The organism is Streptomyces sp. NPDC024698 (genome assembly GCF_055559015.1).
Genome location: NZ_JBVHLK010000003.1, coordinates 524362 through 547492, shown reverse-complemented (window position 1 = coordinate 547492; position 23131 = coordinate 524362). Strand labels below are relative to the sequence as shown.

The 23131-nt window shown below is 71.2% G+C and carries 25 protein-coding genes; 14 read left to right on the top strand and 11 right to left on the bottom strand.

Annotated features, from left to right (window positions below; translation table 11 throughout):
- Position 1 precedes the first annotated feature (1 nt).
- A complete protein-coding gene (locus ACZ4AA_RS10325) occupies positions 2–637 on the bottom strand; it encodes an ATP-dependent Clp protease proteolytic subunit (protein WP_467598566.1) in 636 nt (211 codons plus the stop codon).
- A 194-nt stretch (positions 638–831) separates the two neighbouring features.
- Between ACZ4AA_RS10325 and ACZ4AA_RS10320 the strand changes: the two genes are divergently transcribed.
- The 8 genes from ACZ4AA_RS10320 (at position 832) to ACZ4AA_RS10285 (ending at position 7703) form a co-directional block, all read left to right on the top strand.
- On the top strand, positions 832–1110 hold the full coding sequence (locus ACZ4AA_RS10320; RefSeq protein ID WP_467598563.1) for a type II toxin-antitoxin system Phd/YefM family antitoxin: 279 nt from the start codon (positions 832–834) through the stop codon (positions 1108–1110).
- A gap of 304 nt (positions 1111–1414) precedes the next feature.
- A complete protein-coding gene (locus ACZ4AA_RS10315; protein WP_467598558.1) occupies positions 1415–1717 on the top strand; it encodes an urease subunit gamma in 303 nt (100 codons plus the stop codon).
- Positions 1718–1731: 14 nt separating this feature from the next.
- Positions 1732–2043 (top strand): urease subunit beta, encoded by a 312-nt coding sequence (locus ACZ4AA_RS10310; protein ID WP_467598555.1) that lies wholly within the window; start codon positions 1732–1734, stop codon positions 2041–2043.
- Positions 2036–3757, top strand: a complete 1722-nt coding sequence (locus ACZ4AA_RS10305) for an urease subunit alpha (protein WP_467598550.1) — start codon at positions 2036–2038, stop codon at positions 3755–3757. The genes ACZ4AA_RS10310 and ACZ4AA_RS10305 overlap by 8 nt, the downstream gene beginning before the upstream one ends.
- A complete protein-coding gene (locus ACZ4AA_RS10300) occupies positions 3757–4431 on the top strand; it encodes an urease accessory protein UreF (protein WP_467598545.1) in 675 nt (224 codons plus the stop codon). Before ACZ4AA_RS10305 ends, ACZ4AA_RS10300 begins: the two co-directional genes overlap by 1 nt.
- 60 nt (positions 4432–4491) lie before the next feature.
- Positions 4492–5169, top strand: a complete 678-nt coding sequence (gene ureG / locus ACZ4AA_RS10295) for an urease accessory protein UreG (protein WP_467598542.1) — start codon at positions 4492–4494, stop codon at positions 5167–5169.
- An 11-nt stretch (positions 5170–5180) separates the two neighbouring features.
- Complete coding sequence (locus ACZ4AA_RS10290) at positions 5181–5924, top strand: urease accessory protein UreD (RefSeq protein ID WP_467598960.1); 744 nt, start codon at positions 5181–5183, stop codon at positions 5922–5924.
- 168 nt (positions 5925–6092) lie between these two features.
- A complete protein-coding gene (locus tag ACZ4AA_RS10285) occupies positions 6093–7703 on the top strand; it encodes an alpha/beta hydrolase (protein ID WP_467598539.1) in 1611 nt (536 codons plus the stop codon).
- An 81-nt stretch (positions 7704–7784) separates the two neighbouring features.
- Here ACZ4AA_RS10285 and ACZ4AA_RS10280 read toward each other — a convergent pair whose 3' ends face one another.
- From ACZ4AA_RS10280 to ACZ4AA_RS10265, 4 genes are all read right to left on the bottom strand, one after another.
- On the bottom strand, positions 7785–8510 hold the full coding sequence (locus ACZ4AA_RS10280; protein ID WP_467598535.1) for a lysophospholipid acyltransferase family protein: 726 nt from the start codon (positions 8508–8510) through the stop codon (positions 7785–7787).
- 101 nt (positions 8511–8611) lie between these two features.
- Positions 8612–9862, bottom strand: a complete 1251-nt coding sequence (gene rocD, locus ACZ4AA_RS10275; protein ID WP_467598532.1) for an ornithine--oxo-acid transaminase — start codon at positions 9860–9862, stop codon at positions 8612–8614.
- Positions 9859–10671 carry a dimethylargininase gene (gene ddaH / locus ACZ4AA_RS10270; protein ID WP_467598529.1) on the bottom strand — a complete coding sequence of 271 codons (813 nt, stop codon included), beginning with the start codon at positions 10669–10671 and terminating at the stop codon, positions 9859–9861. The genes rocD and ddaH overlap by 4 nt, the downstream gene beginning before the upstream one ends.
- A gap of 125 nt (positions 10672–10796) precedes the next feature.
- Positions 10797–11300 carry an Lrp/AsnC family transcriptional regulator gene (locus ACZ4AA_RS10265; RefSeq protein ID WP_467598526.1) on the bottom strand — a complete coding sequence of 168 codons (504 nt, stop codon included), beginning with the start codon at positions 11298–11300 and terminating at the stop codon, positions 10797–10799.
- Positions 11301–11398: 98 nt separating this feature from the next.
- Here ACZ4AA_RS10265 and ACZ4AA_RS10260 point away from each other — a divergent pair, with 98 nt between their 5' ends.
- The 4 genes from ACZ4AA_RS10260 to ACZ4AA_RS10245 are packed head-to-tail and all read left to right on the top strand — an operon-like array spanning position 11399 to position 15499.
- Positions 11399–12154 (top strand): LytR/AlgR family response regulator transcription factor, encoded by a 756-nt coding sequence (locus ACZ4AA_RS10260; RefSeq protein ID WP_467598524.1) that lies wholly within the window; start codon positions 11399–11401, stop codon positions 12152–12154.
- Positions 12155–12164: 10 nt separating this feature from the next.
- Positions 12165–12524 (top strand): hypothetical protein, encoded by a 360-nt coding sequence (locus ACZ4AA_RS10255; RefSeq protein ID WP_467598521.1) that lies wholly within the window; start codon positions 12165–12167, stop codon positions 12522–12524.
- A 3-nt stretch (positions 12525–12527) separates the two neighbouring features.
- Entirely contained in the window at positions 12528–14297 is a 1770-nt protein-coding gene (locus tag ACZ4AA_RS10250; protein ID WP_467598518.1) for a sodium/solute symporter, read from the top strand.
- Entirely contained in the window at positions 14294–15499 is a 1206-nt protein-coding gene (locus ACZ4AA_RS10245; RefSeq protein WP_467598515.1) for a sensor histidine kinase, read from the top strand. Before ACZ4AA_RS10250 ends, ACZ4AA_RS10245 begins: the two co-directional genes overlap by 4 nt.
- A 45-nt stretch (positions 15500–15544) precedes the next feature.
- On the opposite strand, the gene ACZ4AA_RS10240 is transcribed toward ACZ4AA_RS10245, so the two are convergent.
- The 5 genes from ACZ4AA_RS10240 to ACZ4AA_RS10220 form a co-directional block, all read right to left on the bottom strand.
- The gene (locus tag ACZ4AA_RS10240; RefSeq protein ID WP_467598512.1) at positions 15545–15703 is read right to left on the bottom strand and encodes a hypothetical protein; all 159 of its coding nucleotides are present in this window, start codon (positions 15701–15703) and stop codon (positions 15545–15547) included.
- Positions 15704–15827: 124 nt separating this feature from the next.
- Positions 15828–16781: a cytochrome c oxidase assembly protein gene (locus tag ACZ4AA_RS10235; protein WP_467598509.1), complete on the bottom strand. Its 954-nt coding sequence runs from the start codon at positions 16779–16781 to the stop codon at positions 15828–15830.
- 135 nt (positions 16782–16916) lie between these two features.
- Positions 16917–17942 carry a 6-phosphofructokinase gene (locus tag ACZ4AA_RS10230; protein ID WP_339127949.1) on the bottom strand — a complete coding sequence of 342 codons (1026 nt, stop codon included), beginning with the start codon at positions 17940–17942 and terminating at the stop codon, positions 16917–16919.
- 285 nt (positions 17943–18227) lie between these two features.
- Positions 18228–18956, bottom strand: a complete 729-nt coding sequence (locus ACZ4AA_RS10225) for a type 1 glutamine amidotransferase (RefSeq protein WP_467598505.1) — start codon at positions 18954–18956, stop codon at positions 18228–18230.
- A gap of 19 nt (positions 18957–18975) precedes the next feature.
- Positions 18976–20214, bottom strand: coding sequence for a MurT ligase domain-containing protein (locus tag ACZ4AA_RS10220; protein ID WP_326789155.1), 1239 nt, complete (start codon positions 20212–20214; stop codon positions 18976–18978).
- 153 nt (positions 20215–20367) lie between these two features.
- Between ACZ4AA_RS10220 and def the strand changes: the two genes are divergently transcribed.
- Entirely contained in the window at positions 20368–20907 is a 540-nt protein-coding gene (def, locus tag ACZ4AA_RS10215; protein ID WP_467598500.1) for a peptide deformylase, read from the top strand.
- A gap of 127 nt (positions 20908–21034) precedes the next feature.
- Here the strand turns inward: def and ACZ4AA_RS10210 are convergent, their stop codons facing one another.
- The gene (locus ACZ4AA_RS10210; RefSeq protein WP_467598497.1) at positions 21035–21679 is read right to left on the bottom strand and encodes a TetR/AcrR family transcriptional regulator; all 645 of its coding nucleotides are present in this window, start codon (positions 21677–21679) and stop codon (positions 21035–21037) included.
- 169 nt (positions 21680–21848) lie between these two features.
- Here ACZ4AA_RS10210 and ACZ4AA_RS10205 point away from each other — a divergent pair, with 169 nt between their 5' ends.
- Entirely contained in the window at positions 21849–23078 is a 1230-nt protein-coding gene (locus ACZ4AA_RS10205) for an acyl-CoA dehydrogenase family protein (protein ID WP_467598494.1), read from the top strand.
- The last annotated feature ends 53 nt before the right edge of the window (positions 23079–23131 follow it).

The window sequence follows — 23131 nt, the reverse complement described above, 5'->3', positions numbered from 1 at the left end:
CTCACCTCTCGCCATGCGTCGGGCGCGCGGTCCTGCGGCTCGGCACGATCCGGTCGATCAGCCCGTAGTCCCGCGCCGCCGGGGCGTCGAGGATCGTGTCGCGCTCGACGTCCGCCGCCACCCGCTCCGGGCTCTGCCCCGTGTGCCGTACGAGCATCTCCTCCAGGATCCCGCGGGTGCGGACCAGTTCCGCGGCCTGGACGGCGAGATCGCCGGTCCGCCCCTCGACCGGCTCCCGGATCGCCGGCTGGCCCAGGAGCACGCGCGCCCCCGGCAGCGCGAGCCGCTTGCCCGGGGTCCCGGCGGCCAGCAGCACCGCCGCGGCCGCCTCCGCCCGGCCGAGGCAGACCGTCTCGACGTCGCAGGTCACGAACCGGATCGTGTCGTAGATCGCGGTCATCGCGCCGAATGAGCCGCCCGGGGAGTTGATGTACAGCGAGATGTCCTGCTCGGGCGCCTGGTGTTCGAGGTACATGAGCTGCGCGGTCACATCGCTCGCCGAGGTGTCGTCGACCGGGGTGCCGAGGAGGACGATGCGCTCGCCGAGCAGCTTCGCGTACGGATCCAGGGTCCGGCGCCCCGCGCTCGTGCGTTCGGTGAACTCGGGCAGGACGGAGCGTGCGGACGGGCTGTCCATGGCGCGCCTCCTCAGGTCGACGTCTGTAAAAAATGTACAGGACGTACGTCGACGGGGAAGGGGGCCATGCTGAGAGCGAAACGGCGGATGCCTCGGCGGCCCGGCGGCCCGGCGGCCCGAGGGCGTCGCGTACGCCCGGCCAGGGGGATCTCGCGCCCCGCGGAGTGCGCGAGGCCCGGTCTAAGCTGGACGTCATGGCCTACGAGATTCCGGTGACGCAAGCCAGGGCTGAGCTCGCCGAACTGATCAACCGCGTCGTGTACGGCGGTGAGCGCGTCGTCGTGACGCGGCACGGCAAGCCGCTCGTCGCCCTGGTCTCCGCGGCCGACCTGGAGCGCCTCGAAGAACTCCCTGACCCCGCCGACGGCCAGGTGGTCAGCTCGCTGTCCAGCGTCCGTGACGTGGCCTCCGGGCCCCGCGAGCGCCAGCGGTTCGGCATCGCCGCGGAACACCGGGGGCCCAGCGCCTCGTAGCCGCTCGCGCGGTTTTCCGGGCGGCTCCCGTGGTGTGCGTGGTGCGCCGCCGTATACGGTCCGGCCCTCGGCGGTCCCAGCGCGTCCCGGTGCGCCCCCGCGGTCCCCTCGGCCGGAACCGGCCAAGCGGGACGGTGTCGCGGACCCGAGCGGCTCCTCCGGACCGGCCCGGACGCGATCACAGGCTGGTTAACGTCCTCGAAACTCCGGCCAACTAGCGTGCCCCTCCACGCCACCAGGGGTTTCGGTGGCCGCGGCCACCGGGCCCCGCACGGTCCGGAGCGAGGATGTGAGGTGGGACGTCGTGCAACTGACCCCGCACGAGCAGGAGAGGCTGCTGATCCACGTGGCGGCCGATGTCGCCGAGAAGCGCCGGGCCCGCGGGCTGAGACTGAACCACCCCGAGGCGGTCGCCCTGATCACCTCGCACATCCTCGAGGGCGCCCGTGACGGCCGTACCGTCGCCGAACTGATGTCCTCCGGGCGCAGGATCCTCACCCGGGACGACGTCATGACGGGCATCCCCGAGATGATCCACGACGTCCAGGTCGAGGCGACCTTCCCGGACGGCACCAAGCTGGTCACCGTCCACGACCCGATCGTCTGACGGGGGAGAACACCGTGATTCCGGGAGAGATCCTCTTCGCCGACGGACCCGTCGTGTTCAACGAGGGCCGTGAGACCACCCGCCTGACCGTCCTGAACGCCGCCGACCGTCCCGTTCAGGTCGGCTCGCACTACCACTTCGCCGAGGCCAATCCCGGCCTGGACTTCGACCGCGGCGCCGCGCGCGGCAAGCGGCTAAACGTCGCCGCCGGCACCGCCGTGCGCTTCGAGCCCGGGATCCCCGTCGAGGTCGAACTCGTCCCGATCGCCGGCGCCCGTGTGGTGCCCGGACTGCGCGGGGAGACCCGGGGTGCCCTGGATGCCTGAGATCTCACGGGCCGCGTACGCCGATCTGTTCGGTCCGACCACCGGCGACCGCATCCGGCTCGCCGACACGGACCTCCTGATCGAGATCGAGGAGGACCGCTCTGGCGGGCCCGGTCGCGCCGGTGACGAGGCGGTGTTCGGCGGCGGCAAGGTCATCCGGGAATCCATGGGCCAGGCACGCGCCACGCGCGCCGAAGGCACCCCGGACACCGTCGTCACCGGCGTCGTGATCGTCGACCACTGGGGGATCGTCAAGGCCGACGTCGGTATACGCGACGGCCGGATCTCGGGCATCGGCAAGGCCGGCAACCCGGACACCATGGACGGGGTCCATCCGGACCTGGTGATCGGTCCCGAGACCGAGATCATCGCGGGCAACGGGCGGATCATGACCGCGGGCGCCATCGACGCCCACGTCCATCTGATCTGTCCCCAGATCGCCGACGAGGCCCTCGCCTCCGGCATCACCACGCTCGTCGGCGGCGGCACCGGCCCCGCCGAGGGCTCCAAGGCGACCACCGTCACCCCGGGGCCCTGGCATCTGGCCCGGATGCTGGAGGCGATGGAGGGCTATCCGGTCAACTTCGGGCTGCTCGGCAAGGGAAACACCGTCTCGCACGAGGCGATGCTCTCCCAGATCCGGGGCGGTGCGCTCGGGCTGAAGATCCACGAGGACTGGGGCTCGACGCCCGCCGCGATCGACGCCGCGCTCACCGTCGCCGACCGCACCGGCATCCAGGTCGCCATCCACACCGACACCCTGAACGAAGCCGGGTTCGTCGCCGACACCCTCGCCGCCATCGCCGGACGCGGGATCCACGCGTACCACACGGAGGGCGCGGGCGGCGGGCACGCGCCGGACATCATGTCCGTGGTCTCCGAGCCCCACGTCCTGCCCAGTTCGACCAACCCGACCCGGCCCTACACCGTCAACACCGCCGAGGAACACCTCGACATGCTGATGGTCTGCCACCATCTGAACCCGGCGGTGCCCGAGGACCTGGCCTTCGCCGAGTCCCGTATCCGGCCGTCCACCATCGGGGCCGAGGACATACTCCACGACCTCGGTGCCATCTCGATCATCTCCTCCGACTCCCAGGCGATGGGCCGTGTCGGCGAGGTCGTGATGCGGACCTGGCAGACCGCCCACGTCATGAAGCGGCGCCGTGGCTCCCTGCCGGGCGACGGCCGCGCGGACAACCATCGAGTGCGTCGCTATGTCGCCAAATACACGATCAACCCGGCGCTCGCGCAGGGGCTCGCCCGCGAGATCGGTTCGGTGGAGACCGGGAAGCTGGCGGACCTGGTGCTGTGGGAGCCCGCGTTCTTCGGGGTCAAGCCGCACCTGGTCGTCAAGGGCGGCCAGATCGCGTACGCGCAGATGGGCGACGCCAACGCGTCCATCCCGACACCCCAACCGGTGCTGCCCAGACCGATGTTCGGTGCCATCGGGCGGGCTCCGGCCGCCAACTCGTTCAACTTCGTGGCGCCGCTCGCCATCGAGGACGGACTGCCGGAGCGGCTCTCGCTGGGCAAGCGGTTCGTCGCCATCGAGTCGACGCGGGCGGTGACCAAGGCCGACATGCGGGAGAACGACGCCCGGCCCGAGGTGCGGATCGACCCCGACAGCTTCGCCGTGCACATCGACGGGGAGCTCGTCGAGGCGACTCCGGCCGCCGAACTGCCCATGGCCCAGCGTTACTTCCTCTTCTGATGTCCCGGGCGGCACTTCTCGTCCTGGCCGACGGCCGCTTTCCCGCCGGAGGGCATGCGCACTCCGGCGGGGCCGAGGCCGCGGTCAGGGCCGGGCGGATCACCGACGGGGCGAGCCTGGAGGACTTCTGCCGGGGGCGGCTGCACACGAGCGGACTCGTCTCGGCCGCGCTGGCCGCCGCGGGTGCGCTCGGGTCCGATCCGGTGGCCCTGGACGCGGCCGCCGACGCCCGCACACCCTCGCTCGCCCTGCGGGTGGCCGCGCGCCGTCTGGGCCGGCAGCTCGTCCGGGCGGCCAGGGCGACCTGGCCCTGTGCCGAACTCGACGCGCTGGCACGGGAGTTCCCGAAGGGGGCGCATCAGCCGGTCGTGCTCGGCGTGACCGCGCGGGCCGCCGGGCTCGGGCCCGAGGACGCCGCGTACTGCTCCGCGTACGAGTGTGTCAGCGGGCCCGCGTCGGCGACGGTGCGGCTGCTGAGCCTCGACCCGTTCGACGCGACGGCCGTGCTGGCCCGGCTCGCGCCGGAACTGGACGTCGTCGCCCACGCGGCGGCGAGTGCGGCGCGACGGGCTCTCGACGAGGGGTTCGACGTGCTGCCCGCGGCGTCGGCACCCCTGCTGGAGATCGGTGCCGAGGCGCATGCGGCCTGGCCGGTACGGCTCTTCGCGTCCTAGGCCGTGTCCGAACCTCCGGCCCCGAACCCGATCCCGAACTCGACCGACACTGGAGTCAGCGTGCATCTCGATCACCCTCACGGCGGGCCGTCCGCGGTCAGTGCCGACGCTCACCGGCCCGACGGCAGGCGCCGTGCCCTGCGCATCGGGCTCGGCGGCCCCGTCGGCTCCGGGAAGACCGCGACCGTCGCCGCGCTCTGCCGGGCGCTGCGCGACGAACTGTCCCTCGCCGTCGTCACCAACGACATCTACACCCGCGAGGACGCCGAGTTCCTGCTGCGGGAGGCCGTCCTGCCGCCCGAGCGCATCACCGCGGTCGAGACGGGCGCGTGCCCGCACACCGCGATCCGGGACGACATCTCCGCCAACCTCGAAGCGGTCGAGGACCTGGAGGACGAGATCGGGCCGCTCGACCTGATCCTCGTGGAGTCAGGCGGCGACAACCTCACCGCGACCTTCTCCAGGGGACTGGTCGACGCGCAGATCTTCGTCATCGACGTCGCGGGCGGCGACGACATCCCGCGCAAGGGCGGCCCCGGCGTCACCACGGCCGACCTGCTCGTCGTGAACAAGACGGACCTCGCGCCGTACGTCGGCTCCGATCTGGCGCGGATGGCGACCGACGCCAAGACCCAGCGGGCCGAACTCCCTGTGATCTTCCAGTCGTTGCGCACCGAACCCGGTGTCACTGCGGTCGCGGGCTGGGTACGGGAACGGATCGCGGAGTGGACCGCGTGACGACGGCGGGCATGCGCGCGACCGCCCGGATCGAGGCCGCCGCCGACGGACGGGGCGGAACCTCGCTGCCGGTGCTGGACGGTGAGGGACCCCTCGCCCTGCGCCGCGTCCGCGGCAGTGCGCCCGAGGCGCGCGTGATGCTGGTCGGAGCGATGAGCGGACCGCTCGGTGGTGACCACCTCGCCGTCGAGGCCCGGGTCGGACCGGGCGCGCGGCTGAGGGCCGGCTCGGCCGCGGCCACCATCGCCCTGCCAGGACAGGCCAAGGGCGAAGCGCGCTACGACGTCCGCCTCCACGTCGCCGACGGCGGCGAACTGTGCTGGCTGCCCGAGCAGTTGATCTCCGCCAAAGGCAGTGAGCTGACCGTCACCTCGTGCGTCGACCTCCGGGGAGCCGCCCGGCTCGTCTTCCGTGAGGAGCAGGTGCTCGGGCGGGTGGGAGAGGACCCCGGACGCCTCACCAGCCGCCTCACCGTGCGCCTCGACGGACGGGCCCTGCTCGACCAGGAGTTGGTCTGCGGTCCCGGTGCCCCTGGTGGCTGGGACGGTCCCGCTGTCCTGGCGGGCCACCGGGCGCTCGGGCAACTCGTCGTCGTACGACCGGAATTCGTGAAGAACACGCCGGCCGCACGCCCGCTCGGGGAGTACGCCGCCCTCACCCCGCTGGCCGGACCGGCCGTGCTCGTGACGGCGCTCGCCCCCGACGCGCTGCGGCTGCGACGCCTGCTGGGCGAAGCGATGCGTGAACTCACGTAGCGTCAATTGTGCGCTGGGGAAGGTGAATTCACGTCTTCTTCACCGCTCACCGGAACACGGCATACCGGCTATCGGATTGGTAAAGAACACCGGTCGCGTCTGTTCTCAGGGACCTCACAGCCGAAAGGATCCCCGTACCAATCGCAATGATGTACGGGGAGGTCACACTTGAGGTCCAAGAGACCGACGAAACGAGTGGCAGCGTTCGGTTCGGCCGGCGTGCTCGTCACGGCGACCCTGATAGCCGGAGCCGTCGCGGCGCCGTCGGCCACCGCCGACTCGCGGCACGGCCAGGGCTACGGCCAGAACCGTGAGCAGCGTGGAGCGGCCGTGGCCGCCGAGCGTGCCGCCAAGGCCGGGATCGACTGGCAGGACTGCCCGGCCGACTGGGGCTTCGAGAAGCCGATCCAGTGCGGCTGGGTGAGCGTGCCGCTGGACTACGCGCACCCCTACGGCAAGCAGCTCAAGCTGGCCGTCGACCGCATCGGCAGCACGGGTACCAAGGAGGAGCGCCAGGGCGCGCTCGTCTACAACCCGGGCGGTCCCGGTGGCTCGGGCATGCGCTTCCCGCGCCGTGTCACGACCAAGAGCCCCCTGTGGGTGAACACCGCCAAGGCGTACGACTTCGTGGGCTTCGACCCGCGCGGCGTCGGCCACTCGGCGCCCATCTCCTGCATCGACCCGCAGGAGTTCGTCAAGGCGCCCAAGGCGGACCCGGTCCCGGACTCCGTGGCCGACAAGCTGGCGCAGCGCAAGCTGGCCGCGGAGTACGCCGACGGCTGCGCCGAGCGCACCGGCAAGGCCGTGCTGGCGCAGATGACCACGCCCAACACGGCGCGCGACCTCGATGTCATCCGGGCCGCGCTCGGTGAGAAGAAGCTCAACTACCTGGGCGTCTCGTACGGCACGTACCTGGGAGCCGTCTACGGCACGCTCTTCCCGGGCCATGTGCGCCGCATGATCGTCGACAGCGTCGTGAACCCGTCGCGGTCGAACATCTGGTACCAGGCGAACCTGGAGCAGGACATCGCCTTCGAGGGCCGCTGGAAGGACTGGGAGGACTGGGTCGCCAAGAACGACGCGTCCTTCCACCTCGGTGACACCCGCGCCAAGGTGCAGGACCAGTGGCTGAAGCTGCGCGCCGCCGCGAAGAAGAGCCCGCTGGGCGGCGTCGTCGGCCCCGCCGAGCTGATCTCCTTCTTCCAGAGCGCCCCGTACTACGACTCCTCGTGGGTGCCGGTCGCCTCGGTGTTCAGCAAGTACGTCGCCGGTGACACCCAGGCGCTCGTGGACGCGGCGTCCCCCGACCTGTCGGACACCGTGGGCAACATCTCCTCGGAGAACGGCAACGCCGTGTACACGGCCGTCGAGTGCACCGACGCGCAGTGGCCCACCAGCTGGAAGAAGTGGGACCGGGACAACACGAAGCTCAACGCCCAGTACCCGTTCATGACCTGGGCCAACGCGTGGATGAACCTGCCGTGCGCCACCTGGCCGGTCAAGCAGCAGTCCCCGGTGGAGGTGAAGACCGGCAAGGGCCTGCCCGCCGTCCTCATCGTGCAGTCCACCAATGACGCGGCCACCCCGTACCCGGGTGCCGTCGAGCTGCACAAGCGCTTCAAGGGCTCCCGCCTGATCACCGAGCAGGGCGCGGGCTCGCACGGTGTGACCGGTCTGGTCAACCCGTGCATCAACGGGCGGGTGGACTCCTACCTGCTCACCGGCAAGACGGACGCCGCCGACGTGACGTGCACCCCGCACGCCATTCCGCAGCCGTAGTCCCGACAGCACGAAGGGGGCGGCCGGGAGACCGGCCGCCCCCTTCGCCGTGTACGGCGCGGGCGTCTGTGACCTGTGGCCTCAGCTCATCGGCATCTTGGGGAACCTGCGCCCCGACTCGGCCTTCCGCTCGGCCTCCTCGGCCTTGACGACGGCCGCGTACTGGTCGACGTACTCCTGCTCGGACAGGGACAGGATCGCGTACATGATCTCGTCCGTGATGGCGCGCAGGACCGCCTTCTCCCCCTCCATCCCGGCATAGCGCGAGAAGTCGAGGGGCTTGCCGAAGCGGATCACCACGGGGTGGATCCGCGGGAGCTTGCGGCCCGGTGGCTGGGCCTCGAAGGTGCCGATCATCGCGCAGGGAATCACCGGGGCCTGGGCCCGCAGGGCCATGACCGCGACGCCGACCTTGCCCTTGTAGAGCCGCCCGTCGTGCGAACGGGTGCCCTCGGGATAGATGCCGAGCAGCTCGTCCTTGCGCAGCACTCCGAGGCCCTCGCGGATCGCGGCCTGGCCCGCCTCCTTGCCGGAACGGTCCACCGGGATCTGCCCGATGCTGCGGAAGAACGCGGCGGTCAGCCGCCCCTTGATGCCGGGTCCGGTGAAGTACTCGGCCTTCGCGAGGAAGGTGATCCGGCGCTTCAGGATGGCCGGCATCAGGAAGTGGTCCGCGAAGGACAGATGGTTGCCCGCCACGATGGCGGGACCCGACGACGGTATGTGCTCAAGGCCCTCGATCCGAGGCCGGAAGACCAGCCTCAACAGTGGACCCAGAAGCACATATTTGAGCACGTGATAGAACACTGGGGCGCTCCTCTTTTTCCCCTGGGGAGCGATCAGTTTAGGCGCGGCCGTCGCCGGGCGTAACCGCTGCGGTGTCACTCTCTGTGGCCTCTTGGCCGGTATCAGACCCCTTGCGTCAGAACTTTCTCAAGAGAACCGAGAGCCGACCGGAGTTCCTCGGCCGTGATGGTGAGCGGCGGCGCGAGACGGATGGTCGAGCCGTGGGTGTCCTTGACCAGAATCCCCTCGTCCATCAGGCCGCGGCTGATCTCCCGGCCCGTGCCGATGGACGGGTCGATGTCGACGCCCGCCCACAGCCCCCGGGACCGGAAGCCCTCGACGCCCCGGCCCACCAGAGCTGTCAGCCCCTCCCGCAGGACCACGCCGAGCTCGGCCGCCGCGCGCTGGTACTCACCGGTCTCCAGCAGTCCCACGACCGCCGAGCCGACCGCAGCGGCCAGCGGATTGCCGCCGAACGTCGAACCGTGCTCGCCGGGCCGCAGCACCTCCAGCACGTCCCGGCGCCCGACGACCGCGGAGACCGGCACGATGCCGCCGCCGAGCGCCTTGCCGAGCAGCAGCAGGTCGGGGACGACCGACTCGTGCTCCACCGCCAGGGTGGTGCCGGTGCGGCCGAGGCCGGACTGGATCTCGTCCGCGATGAACAGGCAGCCGGCACGCCGGGTCAGCTCGCGGACGCCGGCGAGATAGCCGTCGTCCGGGATGACCACGCCCGCCTCGCCCTGGATGGGCTCGATCAGCACCGCGGCCGTCGTCTCGTCGATCGCCGCCTCCAGCGCGGCCAGGTCGTTGTACGGCACGACCCGGAAGCCGGGCGTGAACGGCCCGAAGCCCGTGCGGGCCGTCTCGTCGGTGGAGAAGCTGACGATCGTGGTCGTACGGCCGTGGAAGTTGTCGGCCGCCACCACGACGGTGGCCCGGTCGGGCGCGACGCCCTTCACCTCGTACGCCCATTTACGGGCCACCTTGATGGCGCTCTCCACCGCCTCGGCGCCCGTGTTCATCGGCAGCACCATGTCCAGGCCGGTCAACGCGGCCAGGGACTCGGCGAATCCGGCCAGCTGGTCGTTGTGGAAGGCCCGCGAGGTCAGGGTGAGCCGGTCCAGCTGGCGGTGGGCCGCCTCGATCAGCACCGGGTTGCGGTGGCCGAAGTTGAGGGCCGAGTAGCCCGCCAGCATGTCGAGGTAGCGGCGCCCCTCGACGTCCTCGACCCAGGTGCCCTCGGCGTGCGCGACGACCACCGGCAGCGGGTGGTAGTTGTGCGCCAGGACGGGCCCCTCGGCCCGGATCAGTTCCTCGGAGCTGCGCGCACCGGCGCCGGCGGGAGCGGTCGTACGGGCGGGAGCGGTCATGAACGGATCTCCTGTGTGCAGCACTTGATGCCGCCGCCGGCCTTGTGGAACTCCGACAGGTCGACGGGGACGGGGACGTAGCCGTGGGTCACGAGCTGGTCGGCGAGGGCCTCGGCGCGCGGCGCGATGAAGACATGACGGCCGTCGGACACGGAGTTGAGACCGAAGGCGAGGGCGTCCTCCCGGGTGGCGAGCACCGCGTCCGGGAACAGCCGGCCCAGCGCCTCGCGGCTGCCCGGCGAGAACGCCTCCGGGTAGTACGCGATGTTGTCGTCGTCGAGGACGAACAGGGCGGTGTCCAGGTGGTAGAAGTGCGGGTCCACCAGTCGCAGACCGATCACCGGGACGCCGAAGAACTCCTGGACCTCGCGATGGGCCTCGGGCGTGGTGCGAAAGCCCGTGCCGGCGAGGATGTAGCGGCGCGTCGGGACGAGATCGCCCTCGCCCTCGCACACCGACTCCGGACGGTAGACGTCGAAACCGGCCGTCTTGAACCAGGTCTCGTAGGCCGTGGACTCGGGGCGGCGCTCGGGCGCGTGGAAGGACGAGCCGAAGACCCGGCCCTCCAGGACGAGAGCGCAGTTCGCGGCGAAGACCATGTCGGGCAGACCGGGGACCGGCTCCGCGGAGTCGACTGTGTGGCCGTGGGCGCGATAGGCGCTGATCAGCGCCTGCCATTGAGCGCGCGCGAGTCCCGCGTCCACCGGGGTGTCGGGACGCATCCACGGATTGATCGCGTACTGCACGGCGAAGTGTCTGGGTTCGCAGACGAGAAAGCGCCGGGGGCGCGGCACACGGCTTTCGGACACAGAGAGGTTCCTCCGCTTCCTGCGGTGTCATCTGGTGGGATGTCTCAACGGTAAGAAGCGGGGGACACGGGCGACAAGCGACAAGAGCTGCGCGTATACGCAACACTGCTGCGTGATCGGCCCGGTCAGCGCACGTTTCCTGCGTCGTCCGGGGCGGCCTGGGTCGCTCCCGCCTCCGGGGCCTCGGGCAGCAGATGGGACAGCACCATGTAACTGATCGTCTTCCGGATGAACGGCTCCACCCGGATGCGCTCCAGCACCTCCTCGAAGTGCTCCACGTCGACGGCCCGCACATGCAGCAGCGCGTCCGCGCCCCCGGTCACCGTCATCGCCGCGGTGATCTCCGGATGGTTGCGCACCACCTCCGCCAGCCGCCGGGGCGGCGCCGCGCCCTCGCAGTACACCTCCACGTACGCCTCCGTGCGCCAGCCGAGCGCCGCGGGCTTCACCGTGGCCGTGAACCCGGTGATCACACCCGTCTCGCGCAGCCGGTCGACCCGGCGCTTGACCGCCGTCGCGGACAGTCCGATCGCCGCGCCGATCTCCGCGAAGCTCGTCCGGGCATTGGCCATCAGGGCTGTGACGATCTTGCGGTCGAGCTCGTCGAACATCGCGGGCTTGCTGTTCATTGCCGCACTGTATCCAGCGGCGACCGCCGGCCGGCCGGGCGCGAGGAGCGTGTCCGGCACATGTCCAGCCGCGCGAATCGCTCCTACACTCCACTCTCATGCTGCGCGCGCTCGCCGTCGACGACGAACAACCCTCCCTCGAAGAGCTGTTGTACCTGCTGAACGCCGACCCCCGGATCGCCGGCGCCGAGGGCGCGAGCGACGCGACCGAGGCGCTGCGCCGGATCAACCGGGCCCTGGAGAGCGGACCCGGTGGACCCGAGGCCATCGACGTCGTCTTCCTCGACATCCACATGCCCGGCCTGGACGGGCTCGACCTGGCCCGGCTGCTCGGCGGGTTCGCCCGGCCGCCGCTCGTCGTGTTCGTCACCGCCCACGAGGGCTTCGCCGTCCAGGCCTTCGACCTCAAGGCCCTGGACTACGTCCTGAAGCCCGTACGCCGCGAACGGCTCGCCGAGGCGGTCCGGCGGGCCGCCCAACTGCGGGACACCACACCCCTGATCCCCGTCCACGAGCCCGACCCCGACCACATGTCCGTCGAACTCGGCGGAGTGACACGGTTCGTGGCCGTCGAGGACATCACCCACGCCGAGGCCCACGGCGACTACGCCCGGCTCCACACCGCGCAGGGCAGCCACCTGGTGCGCATCCCGCTGTCCACCCTGGAGGAGCGCTGGCGCTCCCGCGGCTTCGTCCGCATCCACCGTCGCCACCTCGTCGCCCTGCGCCACATCGGCGAACTCCGCCTGGACGCCGGTACGGTGAGCGTCCTCGTCGGCTCCGTCGAACTCCAGGTCAGCCGCCGGCACGCCCGCCAACTGCGCGATCTGCTGCTGCGCCGGACCACGAGCTGAGGAGCACCGCGTGCCGCAGGACCCCACCGAACGCCGCGTGGTCGTCACCGGAGTGCCCCGGCGCACCGGCCGGACCCCCGGCCCCCACCGGCCGCGGGCCGAGATCGACGAACAGACCACACTCGGACACACCTACGTCCGGTCCCTGATGCGCAGTCAATTACGAGCGGCCTGCTCGACGTTCGCCGTGCTGATCCTGCTCGTCGGACCGCTGCCCCTGGCCTTCGCCGCGATGCCCGACGGCGCCACCCTGGAATGGGCCGTCCTCGGCTTCTGCCTCTACCCGCCGCTGGTGCTGCTGGCCCGCTGGTACGTACGGCGGGCGGAACGCAACGAGAAGGACCTCGTGCGCCTGGTCGAGGACCGCTGAACCGTGAACGAGAACTACTCCGTCCCCGCCGTCGCCCTCGTCGTCGTCGCGACCGTCCTGGTCGGCGCGTTCGGGCTGCGCATCTCCCGTACCACCTCCGACTTCTACGTGGCCTCCCGCACCGTCGGCCCCCGGCTCAACGCGGCCGCGATCAGCGGCGAGTACCTCTCCGCCGCCTCCTTCCTGGGCATCGCGGGACTGGTGCTCGTCCAGGGGCCCGACATGCTCTGGTACCCGGTCGGCTACACCGCCGGCTATCTCGTGCTGCTCCTCTTCGTCGCGGCACCCCTGCGCCGCTCCGGCGCCTACACCCTGCCCGACTTCGCGGAGGCCCGGCTCGGCTCCCGGGCGGTCAGACGGCTCGCCGGGGCCTTCGTCGTCGGTGTCGGCTGGCTCTATCTGCTGCCCCAACTCCAAGGAGCAGGACTGACGTTGGCGGTGCTGACCGACGCGCCCGACTGGTTCGGCGGAGTCCTGGTCGCCGTCGTCGTCGTGGCCACCGTCGCCGCGGGCGGCATGCGCAGCATCACCTTCGTCCAGGCCTTCCAGTACTGGCTGAAGCTCACCGCCCTGCTCGTCCCCGCGCTCTTCCTGGTCCTCGCCTGGCAGTCCCACGGCGCACCCCGCGACGCCTTCGGGGAACCACCGGCCTTCCGCGCACAGCGCCTCGTCCGGGTCGGCTCCACGCTCGACCTGGTGCTGTCAGGGCCGCTCACCGTCACCGCCACGGGCACCGTCGACGGGCGGCGGTACGAGGACGAGCGCGTCAAGCTCCCGGGAGGCAGCCACCGCATCGCCGGCGGCACCCGGCTGACCTTCGACCGGGGTTCCCCGGTCCCGGCCGCGGAACGGGGCGGCGACGCCACCCTGTCGACCTCCCCGTCCGCCGGACACGGGGAACGCCCCCTCTACGCCACCTACGGACTGATCCTCGCCACGTTCCTCGGCACGATGGGCCTCCCGCACGTCGTCGTCCGCTTCTACACCAGTCCGCACGGCGTCGCCGCCCGCCGCACCACCGTCGCCGTGCTCGGGCTGATCGGCTTCTTCTATCTCCTGCCGCCCCTCTACGGGGCGCTGGGCCGGCTGTACGCCCCCGAACTCAGCCTCACCGGCGACGCGGACGCCGCCGTGCTCCTGCTGCCCGACAGGATGATCGGCGGCGTCAGCGCGGACCTGCTCGGGGCGCTCGTCGCGGGCGGCGCCTTCGCCGCGTTCCTCTCGACGGCGTCGGGACTGACCTTGGCGGTCGCGGGCGTGCTCACCCAGGACGTGCTGCCCGCCCGGGGCGTACGGCACTTCCGGCTCGGCACCGTCCTGGCCATGGCCGTACCCCTCGCCGCGAGCGTGCTGGTCGGCGGGCTGCCCGTCGCCGACGCGGTGGGACTGGCGTTCGCCGTGTCCGCCTCCTCCTTCTGCCCGCTGCTGGTCCTCGGCATCTGGTGGCGGCGGCTCACCCCGCCCGGGGCGGCGGCCGGAATGCTGGTCGGCGGAGGCGGGGCCCTCATGGCCGTCGGCGCGACCATGGCGGGATACCCCGGGACGAGCGGTGCCCTGCGCACACTGCTGGCCTGGCCCGCGCTGTGGTCGGTGCCGCTCGGATTCGTGACGATGGTGCTGGTGTCGCTGGCCACCGCCGCCCGCGTACCGGCCGGGACGGAGGCGATCCTCGCCCGCTTCCACCTCCCGGAGGAACTCACCGACGACCAGGTCAGGGCCGCGGCGGGCGGAACCGCGGGTGCGGGTGCGACAGCCGGGACGGTGAGCGGGTGAGCGGGTTCGTCGCCGGTCTGTGCGTGGCCGTCCTCCCGCTGCTGGCGGCGGGATTCTGGCTCGGCCGGCACACCGCGCGGCCCGAGAGCTCGGGAGGACTCGGCACCCCGGTCGAGCACGCCACCTTCCAGACGCTGCACACCGCCTCGCTCGCCGCGCCCCCGCTGCGCGCCGGACTGACCGAGGAGACCGCCCGCCGGTCCGCCCGGCGGCTGCGCACCCTGCTCGGCACGGACGCCCTGTGCCTCACCGACCAGGAGACGGTCCTCGCCTGGGACGGCGTCGGCGCCCACCACCGTACGGAGATCATGGAACGCCTCGGCGGCCCGCTGGAGACCGGACGCGGCGAGGCCTTCCGGCTGACCTGCGACGAGCCCGACTGCCCGCTGCGCTGGGCCGTCGTGGCACCCCTCACCGTCGACGAACGCGTGCACGGGGCGATCGTGGCCTGCGCGCCCCGCGAGTCCGCGGTCCTCGTACGCGCCGCGGGCGAGGTGGCGCGCTGGGTCTCCGTACAGCTGGAACTGGCCGACCTCGACCGGTCGAGGACCCGGCTGATCGAGGCCGAGATCAAGGCGCTGCGGGCGCAGATATCCCCGCATTTCATCTTCAACTCGCTCGCCGTGATCGCCTCGTTCGTGCGGACCGATCCGGAGCGGGCCCGGGAGCTCCTGCTGGAGTTCGCCGACTTCACCCGCTACTCGTTCCGCAGGCACGGCGACTTCACCACCCTGGCCGACGAGCTGCACGCCATCGACCACTACCTGGCGCTCGTGCGCGCCCGCTTCGGCGAGCGGCTGTCCGTCACCCTCCAGATCGCCCCCGAGGTGCTGCCGGTCGCGCTGCCCTTCCTGTGCCTCCAGCCCCTGGTGGAGAACGCCGTCAAGCACGGTCTCGAAGGCAAGACGGACAAGAGCCACATCAGCATCACGGCCCAGGACGCCGGTGCCGAGGCGCTCGTGGTCATCGAGGACAACGGCGTCGGCATGGATCCCGAGCGGCTGCGCCGCATCCTGTCGGGCGAGGTCGGCCCCTCCGGGGGGATCGGCCTGTCCAATGTCGACGAGCGGCTGCGCCAGGTGTACGGCGATGATCACGGCCTGGTCATCGAGACCGCGCCGGGAGCGGGAATGAAGATCACCGCGCGGCTCCCCAAGTACCAGCCCGGCGTCCACTCCGCGGCCGGGCGTCCCCGGCAGTGAGCCGCCTGCCCCGCCGCGGCCCTGGCCGTGCGCCCCGGGCCGGGATCAGGCGCTGCTGGAGGCCACCATCCCCAGCGTGATCAGACCCAGCACGACCCAGCCGAACCACAGCCAGCCGTTGCTGCCCAGCGCCACCGTGTAGGCCGTCACCACGACGAGCCCGCCCACGGTGAGCGCCCCCATCGTCTTCGTCGAACCGGGCATCGCGACACCCTCCTCCAGGCGGGTCCGCGACGCGGGCCGTGGCCTCTGGGGCCATTTTCACCCGGAGGGAGTCACATCGCCAGGGCCGTGCCGGTCTCCGGGGCCACGGCGACGGGCCGCGGCCTCAGTGACCGCGTGCGTTCAGGGAGGCCAGATAGGCGTTGTAGGCCTCGAGCTCCTTGTCGCCGTCGCGGTCCGCGGCACGGTCCAGACGCCTGGCCTGCCGCTGTTCGGAGTTGTACCACTGGAAGAGCAGGGCGAGCAGGACGAGGACCGAGGGGATCTCGCTGAACGCCCAGGCGATCCCGCCGGCGGCGGTCTGGTCGGCGAGCGCGTCGAGGCCCAGGGAGGCGGGCGGGTTCTTGTACGACTCGACCATCGGCCCCGAGGCCATCATCAGGGAGATGCCGAAGAACGCGTGGAACGGCATCCCCGCGAACAGCTCCAGCATCCGCATCAGATAGCCCGGCCGGTGCGGGCCCGGGTCCACGCCCATGATCGGCCAGAAGAAGAACAGGCCGACGAGGAGGAAGTGGCACATCATCACGATGTGACCCGCGGTCGAGCCCATCAGGAAGTCGAAGAGGGGGGAGAAGTACAGCCCGTAGAGGCTCGCGATGAACATCGGGATCGTGAACGCCGGGTGCGTGACGATCTTCATGTACCGGCTGTGCAGGAACATCAGCAGCAGTTCGCGCGGCCCCTTGGTGCCGCGCTTGGCGGCCACCGGCAGCGCGCGCAGCGCCAGCGTGATCGGCGCCCCGAGCAGGAGCAGGATCGGGGACAGCATGCTGATCACCATGTGCTGGACCATGTGCACGCTGAACATGACCATGCCGTAGTCGTTCAGCCGGGTGCACATGACGAGCATGACCGTCAGCACGCCGGTCACGAAGGCGGCCGTACGGCCCCACGACCAGGCGTCGCCGCGCCGGGCCAGCCGGACGACTCCCCAGCCGTACGCTCCGAGCCCGAGCAGGCAGGCGACGAGGAAGAACGGGTCGGCGGACCATTCGAGCCCCCGTCCCAGCGTGAACGGCGGCAGATCCATGGTCATGCCGTGCCCGCTGTGATCCATCCGCCGGCTCCTGTTTCTGGGGGTGCCTCCGAGGCCCTTTTAAGGCACTGGGGAGGTTGTGCGCTGTCTGTCCGCACCAGACTAGAACCGCCCCCGGCCGCGGCTGCGACCGGGGGCGGTTCTCCCGCGTATGTCTCAGAGCACGCACTCCGCCTCGGCGTAGCGCTCGTCCGGAACGGTCTTCAGGGTCTCGACCGCCTCCGCGAGCGAGACCATCACGATGTCGGTGCCGCGCAGCGCGGTCATCATCCCGAACTCGCCCCGGTGCACCGCCTCCACGGCGTGCCATCCGAAACGGGTCGCGAGGACGCGGTCGTACGCCGTCGGGGTGCCGCCGCGCTGCACGTGCCCGAGGATGACCGGCCGGGCCTCCTTGCCGAGCCGTTCCTCCAGCTCGATGGAGAGCTGCCGGGCGATGCCCGCGAAGCGCTCGTGGCCGTAGATGTCCTTGCCGCCCTCGTCGTAGCGCATCGAGCCCTCGCGGGGCTTGGCGCCCTCGGCGGCGACGACGATGGCGAACCGCTTGCCCGCCTCGAACCGCTCGCCGACCCGCGCGGCCAGCTCCTCGATGTCGAAGGGCCGCTCCGGCACGACGATCGCGTGGGCGCCCGCGGCCATGCCGGAGTGCAGTGCGATCCAGCCGGTGTGGCGGCCCATGACCTCCACGATCAGGACGCGCTGGTGGGACTCGGCGGTGGTCTTCAGCCGGTCCAGGGCCTCGGTCGCGACGCCTACGGCCGTGTCGAAGCCGAAGGTGACGTCCGTGACCGCGATGTCGTTGTCGATGGTCTTCGGCACCCCGACGATCGGCAGGCCGCCGTCCGAGAGCAGCCGGGCCGCCTTCAGCGTGCCCTCGCCGCCGATCGGGATGATCGCGTCGAGCCCGAGGTCCGCGACATGGCCCTTGGCCCGCTCCACACCGTCACGCAGATGCGCGGGTTGGACCCGGGAGGAGCCGAGCATGGTGCCGCCGCGGGCGAGGATGCCGCTCACCGCGTCGAGGTCGAGCTTGAGGTAGTCGCACTCCAGGAGACCCTTCCAGCCGTCCCGGAAGCCGATGACCTCGTCGCCGTGGTCGACGACGGCGCGGTGTACGACCGACCGGATGACGGCGTTCAGGCCGGGGCAGTCGCCGCCGGACGTGAGGACACCAATGCGCATAGCCCGAAATACCTTCTCAACGTGGTCCGGGGACCGGACCACGTTGTCCGGCGAGGATCGGCGTCAGCCTACCGGCGGAAGGGGGCCGCGCCCTACCGTGCGTCCGCCTGCTGGACGCCCCCGCTCACCTGTGCGGATGCCGTTTCAGACGCGCTCCGGGCGGGGCTCCGTGGGTCCCTCTCCTCGTGTTTCCCGAGACGACGGAAACCGTTCTTCCCCGGGAAACGCGAAGAGGAACCGTTCCTCCTTGAGGAACGGTTCCTCCGGCCCGCCGGAGCGGGGGTGCTACGCGGGCTGCTGGGCGGACGCGATGCGCTCGGAGCGCAGCGCCTCGTACCAGCGGTCGTCGGTCGGCGGCAGCGCGTTGACGTCGAGGGCCAGCTTCAGCAGCAGGTCCGCGATCTGCGGGTTGCGGGCGAGGACGGGTCCGTGCATGTACGTGCCGAAGACGGTGTCGTTGTACGCGCCCTCGGTGCCGTCTCCCGTGCCGTTGCCCTTGCCGAGCCGCACGTTCGCGAACGGGCGGGCCGTGGGTCCGAGGTGGGTGACGCCCTGGTGGTTCTCGAAGCCGGTCAGCTGGGGCAGACCGAGGCGCGGGTCGATGTCCGCGAGGACGTCGCCGACGCACCGCTCGCCCTCGCCGCGCACCGAGATCACGTCGAGCAGGCCGAGGCCCGGCTCGCGCTGGCCGAGGTCGTTGATGAACTCGTGCCCGAGGATCTGGTAGCCGGCGCAGACGGAGAACACGATCGCGCCGTTGCCGACCGCGCGCTCCAGACCGCCGTCGCGGCGCAGCCGCTCCGCGGCGAGCCGCTGCGGCCGGTCCTCGCCGCCCCCGATGAGGTAGATGTCGCCGGAGGTCGGGATCGGCTGGTCGCTGCGCACGTCGACACGGGCCACGTCGAGGCCCCGCTGACGCGCCCGGCGCTCCACGACGAGGGCGTTGCCCTGGTCGCCGTAGGTGCTCAGCAGGTCCGGGTAGATCCACACCAGGCGCAGGCTGTTGTCAGTCATTCTCTTCGTCCTCCGTGGCTCAGTTGCCGACACGACGCCTCAAGTCCTGGAATGCGGTGTAGTTCGCGATGACCTCGATGCGTCCGGGCGGTGCCATCTGCACGGCCTGGTCGAGGGTGTCGCAGACCTGGAACTGCTGGTTGGCGACTTCGAGGCGGACGGCGAGGTCGAGCTTGCGGTCGCCGAGGACGAAGATCGGGTGTCCGGTCAGACGGGTGTAGTCGACGTCCCACAGCCAGGAGGTGTCGGTGCCGTCGGCGCCGCGCGCGTTCACCGACAGGATGACCGGGGTCGGCGGCGGGTCGATCAGGGAGAAGGTCTCCAGCCAGCCCGCGGGGTTCTTGGCGAGCAGCAGACGCAGATCGCGCTCCATGAACTGGACCACGTCGTAGCGTCCGGCGACGGCCTGCACCTGGTACATGCGCTCCAGGGCGACCTGCGGGGGGACCCCGAAGACGGCGGCCACGGCGGCGGAGGAGGCGGCGTTCGCCTTGTTGGCGCGGCCCGGCAGCTGGAGGTGGATCGGCCACGCGGAACCGTGCGGGTCCAGGACGTGGTCACCGGACAGCGCCCAGGTCGGCGTCGGACGGCGGAAGCCGCACTCGCCGCAGAACCAGTCGTCGCCGGGGCGCTGCATCACACCGCCGCACGACGGGCAGGACCAGGCGTCTTCCTTCCACATCTGGCCCGCCGCCACCCACATGACGTTCGGCGAGGAGGACGCGGCCCAGACGACCAGCGGGTCGTCCGCGTTGGCGATCACGACGGCCTTGGAGCCGGCCAGTCCCTCGCGCCAGTGCTCGGCCATCATCCGCGTCTCGGCGGCGCGGTCGAGCTGGTCGCGCGAGAGGTTCAGCAGCGCGATGCACTTCGGGTCGGTGTCGCGGGCGACACCGGCGAGGTACTTCTCGTCGACCTCGATGACCGCGAACTTGGCGTCCGAGCCGCCGGCCAGTGCCGAGGTGATGCCCGCGGGCATGTTGGCGCCGAGCGCGTTGGACACGACCGGGCCCGCGGCGCGCAGCGCCTCGGCGATCAGCCGGGTCGTCGTGGTCTTGCCGTTGGTCGCCGACACCAGGATCACGTCCAGGTGCGTGGCGAGCCGCGCCAGCAGGTCGGGGTCGAGCTTGAGCGCCACCCGGCCGCCGATCACCGATCCGCTGCCGCGTCCGGCGGCTCGCGAGACGGCTGCCGCCGCCTTGCCCGCCGTCACGGCCAGCTTGGCCCGCGGCGACAGCGGGTCCGAGTTGCCTGACATCGTTTCTCGATCCTCCTTGCGTACGCGCCGCGCCCCTGCCCCCGGCACATGTGGGGGTCAGCCTATCGAGATCCACACACGGGCCCGAATCGCGGCACCACCTCGGTGCCGGCGCGACATGCGCGCGCCTACCAGGACCGTACCCTTGCCGCCATGCGACACGGTTCCATCCCCGGCACGCGCGGGCGCGTCCGGCCCCTCATCCTGCTAGGTGACCCCGTCCTGCGTACAGCCTGCGAGGACGTCACCGATTTCGGCCCCCAACTCGCGGAGCTCGTCGAGGACATGTTCGCGACGATGTACGCCTCCGAGGGCGTCGGGCTCGCCGCGAACCAGATCGGCGTCGGCCTGCGGGTCTTCGTGTACGACTGCCCGGACGACGACGATGTCCGTCATGTCGGGCATGTGGTGAATCCTCGATTGGTCGAGGCGGACGGTGTGGTCCTGCGCGGACCGGAGGGCTGCCTCTCGCTGCCCGGCCTGGAAGCCGGCACCGAGCGGTTCGACCACGCGGTCGTCGAGGGCCGCACGGTCACCGGCGAACCGGTCACCGTGCACGGCACCGGCTGGTTCGCGCGGTGCCTCCAGCACGAGTGCGACCATCTCGACGGCGGGGTCTACGCGGACCGGCTCACCGGGTGGCGCCGGCGCCGCCTGTTGCGCAAGGTGGCGCGAGCCTCCTGGAGCGGCTGACGGGCGGTCGGTCCGGGGTTGCGACGGTCTCGGGGGGCCGGGGCCGCTGACGGGGTGTCCGTGTGAAGCCCCGTCAGAACCCGGTGGGACCAGGTGCGAACCCGCCCTGAAGCCGGTTGGAACCCGGTCAGAAGCCCGGGCCGCCGACCCGGTCGCCCGCCGCCGCGAGGCGGCCCCACAGCAGGTCGGCCAGGCTCCGCACCAACTCGGCGCGCGTGCAAGGGCGTTCACCCAGCCACCAGTCACCGGCCGCGTGCATCATGCCGACGATGCCGTGGCCCCACACCCGTGCCAGCTGCTGGCTGCCCGGTCCGAGGTCCACCCGCTCCTCGATGACCTCGGCCAGTTCCTCGCCCATGCGGCGCAGCACGGGCGCCGAGTACTTGCCCACGTCGAATCCGGGGTCGCCCGGCTGGCCGCCCTCCGCCGGATGCATCAGGAACCGGTAGACCTGCGGCCGGGCCTCGATGGCGGCCAGATACGTATCGAGCGTCGCCTCGACACGCTCACGCCGTGCGGCCGGGGCGTCCAGTGCCGCCCGCAGCGCTTCGAGGAGCGCGTCCGTGTGGCGCTTGGCGAGCGCGGCGTAGAGGCCGCCCTTGTCCCCGAAGTGGCGGTACAGGATGGGCTTGGTGATGCCGGCCTCGGCGGCGATGGCGTTCATGGAGGCGCCGGGGCCGTCGCGCAGCACCACTCTGTCGGCGGCTTCCAGCAGTTCGCGCCGGCGGCGGTCGGCGGACCTCTGCTGATCGGTCCGCTGTGTGGTGTCCATGTGCTCTCCCCACCCGTGGTGATTCGGTGACGCCTGCGCAAACTAACACTGACCGGCGTATGGGTATCGAACGGGATGCCGAGCCGGGCTCGGGAGTTGACTTTTCCTACTAGCCAGTAACAGACTCCAGTTACCGCAAGTAACAGTTTAGTGCAGCGCTGGAGGGGACATGGCCGAGTTCACCATGGAGCTCAACGACGAACAGAAGGAGGTCCGGGACTGGCTGCACGGCTTCGCCGCCGATGTGATCCGCCCCGCGGCCGCCGAATGGGACGAGCGTGAGGAGACTCCCTGGCCGGTCATCCAGGAAGCCGCCAAGGTCGGCATCTACTCCCTCGACTTCTACGCCCAGCAGTACTTCGACGCCACCGGCCTCGGCATCCCCATGGCGATGGAGGAGCTGTTCTGGGGTGACGCGGGCATCGCGCTGTCGATCGTCGGCACCGGCCTCGCCGCCGTGGGCGTCCTCGCCAACGGCACCGAGGAGCAGATCGGCACCTGGATCCCCCAGATGTACGGCGATGCCAACGATGTCAAGGTCGCGGCCTTCTGCTCCTCCGAGCCCGACGCCGGCTCGGACGTCGCCTCGATGCGTACGCGCGCCGTCTACGACGAGGCCAAGGACGAGTGGGTCCTGAACGGCACCAAGACCTGGGCGACCAACGGCGGCATCGCCAACGTCCACGTCGTCGTCGCGGTCGTCGACGCGGAGCTCGGCTCCAAGGGCCACGCCTCCTTCATCGTGCCCCCGAACACGCCCGGCCTGTCCCAGGGCCAGAAGTTCAAGAAGCACGGCATCCGCGCCTCGCACACCGCCGAGGTCGTCCTGGAGAACGTCCGCGTCCCCGCCTCCTGCCTGCTCGGCGGCAAGGAGAAGCTCGACGAGCGGCTCGCCCGGGCCCGCGAGCGCGCCAGGGCGGGTGGCGGCGAGCGGGTGAAGAACGCCGCGATGGCCACCTTCGAGGCCTCCCGCCCGGCCGTCGGCGCCATGGCGGTGGGCACCGCGCGGGCCGCGTACGAGGTCGCCCTCGACTACGCGATGACCCGTGAGCAGTTCGGCCGCCCGATCATCGACAACCAGGGCGTCGCTTTCCAGCTCGCCGACATGCGCACCTCGATCGACGCGGCCCGGCTGCTGGTCTGGCGGGCGTCCTGGATGGCGGTCAACGGCAAGCAGTTCACGGCGGCCGAGGGCTCGATGTCCAAACTGTTCGCCAGCGAGACGGCCAAGAAGGTCACCGGCCAGGCGATCCAGATCCTGGGCGGCAACGGCTACACCCGCGAGTACCCGGTGGAACGCATGCACCGCGACGCGGCCATCTACACGATCTTCGAAGGCACCAGCGAGATCCAGCGACTGGTGATCGCCCGCACCCTGTCAGGAATGCCGATCCGCTGACCCGAGTCACCGGCAGGACGCGCACGGTCCGCCCCGTGCCGCGCTCCCGGGCC

Excerpts from the sequence above, each read along its gene's own strand:
- ACZ4AA_RS10300 (WP_467598545.1), top strand. The coding sequence starts at position 3,757 with ATGTCCCGGGCGGCACTTCTCGTCCTGGCCGACGGCCGCTTTCCCGCC.
- ACZ4AA_RS10235 (WP_467598509.1), bottom strand. The coding sequence starts at position 16,781 with ATGGATCACAGCGGGCACGGCATGACCATGGATCTGCCGCCGTTCACG.
- rocD (WP_467598532.1), bottom strand. The coding sequence starts at position 9,862 with ATGACCGCTCCCGCCCGTACGACCGCTCCCGCCGGCGCCGGTGCGCGC.
- ACZ4AA_RS10265 (WP_467598526.1), bottom strand. The coding sequence starts at position 11,300 with ATGAACAGCAAGCCCGCGATGTTCGACGAGCTCGACCGCAAGATCGTC.
- ACZ4AA_RS10225 (WP_467598505.1), bottom strand. The coding sequence starts at position 18,956 with ATGACTGACAACAGCCTGCGCCTGGTGTGGATCTACCCGGACCTGCTG.
- ACZ4AA_RS10210 (WP_467598497.1), bottom strand. The coding sequence starts at position 21,679 with ATGGACACCACACAGCGGACCGATCAGCAGAGGTCCGCCGACCGCCGC.
- ACZ4AA_RS10290 (WP_467598960.1), top strand. The coding sequence starts at position 5,181 with ATGCGCGCGACCGCCCGGATCGAGGCCGCCGCCGACGGACGGGGCGGA.
- ACZ4AA_RS10260 (WP_467598524.1), top strand. The coding sequence starts at position 11,399 with ATGCTGCGCGCGCTCGCCGTCGACGACGAACAACCCTCCCTCGAAGAG.
- ACZ4AA_RS10205 (WP_467598494.1), top strand. The coding sequence starts at position 21,849 with ATGGCCGAGTTCACCATGGAGCTCAACGACGAACAGAAGGAGGTCCGG.
- def (WP_467598500.1), top strand. The coding sequence starts at position 20,368 with ATGCGACACGGTTCCATCCCCGGCACGCGCGGGCGCGTCCGGCCCCTC.
- ACZ4AA_RS10230 (WP_339127949.1), bottom strand. The coding sequence starts at position 17,942 with ATGCGCATTGGTGTCCTCACGTCCGGCGGCGACTGCCCCGGCCTGAAC.
- ACZ4AA_RS10240 (WP_467598512.1), bottom strand. The coding sequence starts at position 15,703 with ATGCCCGGTTCGACGAAGACGATGGGGGCGCTCACCGTGGGCGGGCTC.
- ACZ4AA_RS10325 (WP_467598566.1), bottom strand. The coding sequence starts at position 637 with ATGGACAGCCCGTCCGCACGCTCCGTCCTGCCCGAGTTCACCGAACGC.
- ACZ4AA_RS10305 (WP_467598550.1), top strand. The coding sequence starts at position 2,036 with ATGCCTGAGATCTCACGGGCCGCGTACGCCGATCTGTTCGGTCCGACC.
- ACZ4AA_RS10320 (WP_467598563.1), top strand. The coding sequence starts at position 832 with ATGGCCTACGAGATTCCGGTGACGCAAGCCAGGGCTGAGCTCGCCGAA.
- ACZ4AA_RS10220 (WP_326789155.1), bottom strand. The coding sequence starts at position 20,214 with ATGTCAGGCAACTCGGACCCGCTGTCGCCGCGGGCCAAGCTGGCCGTG.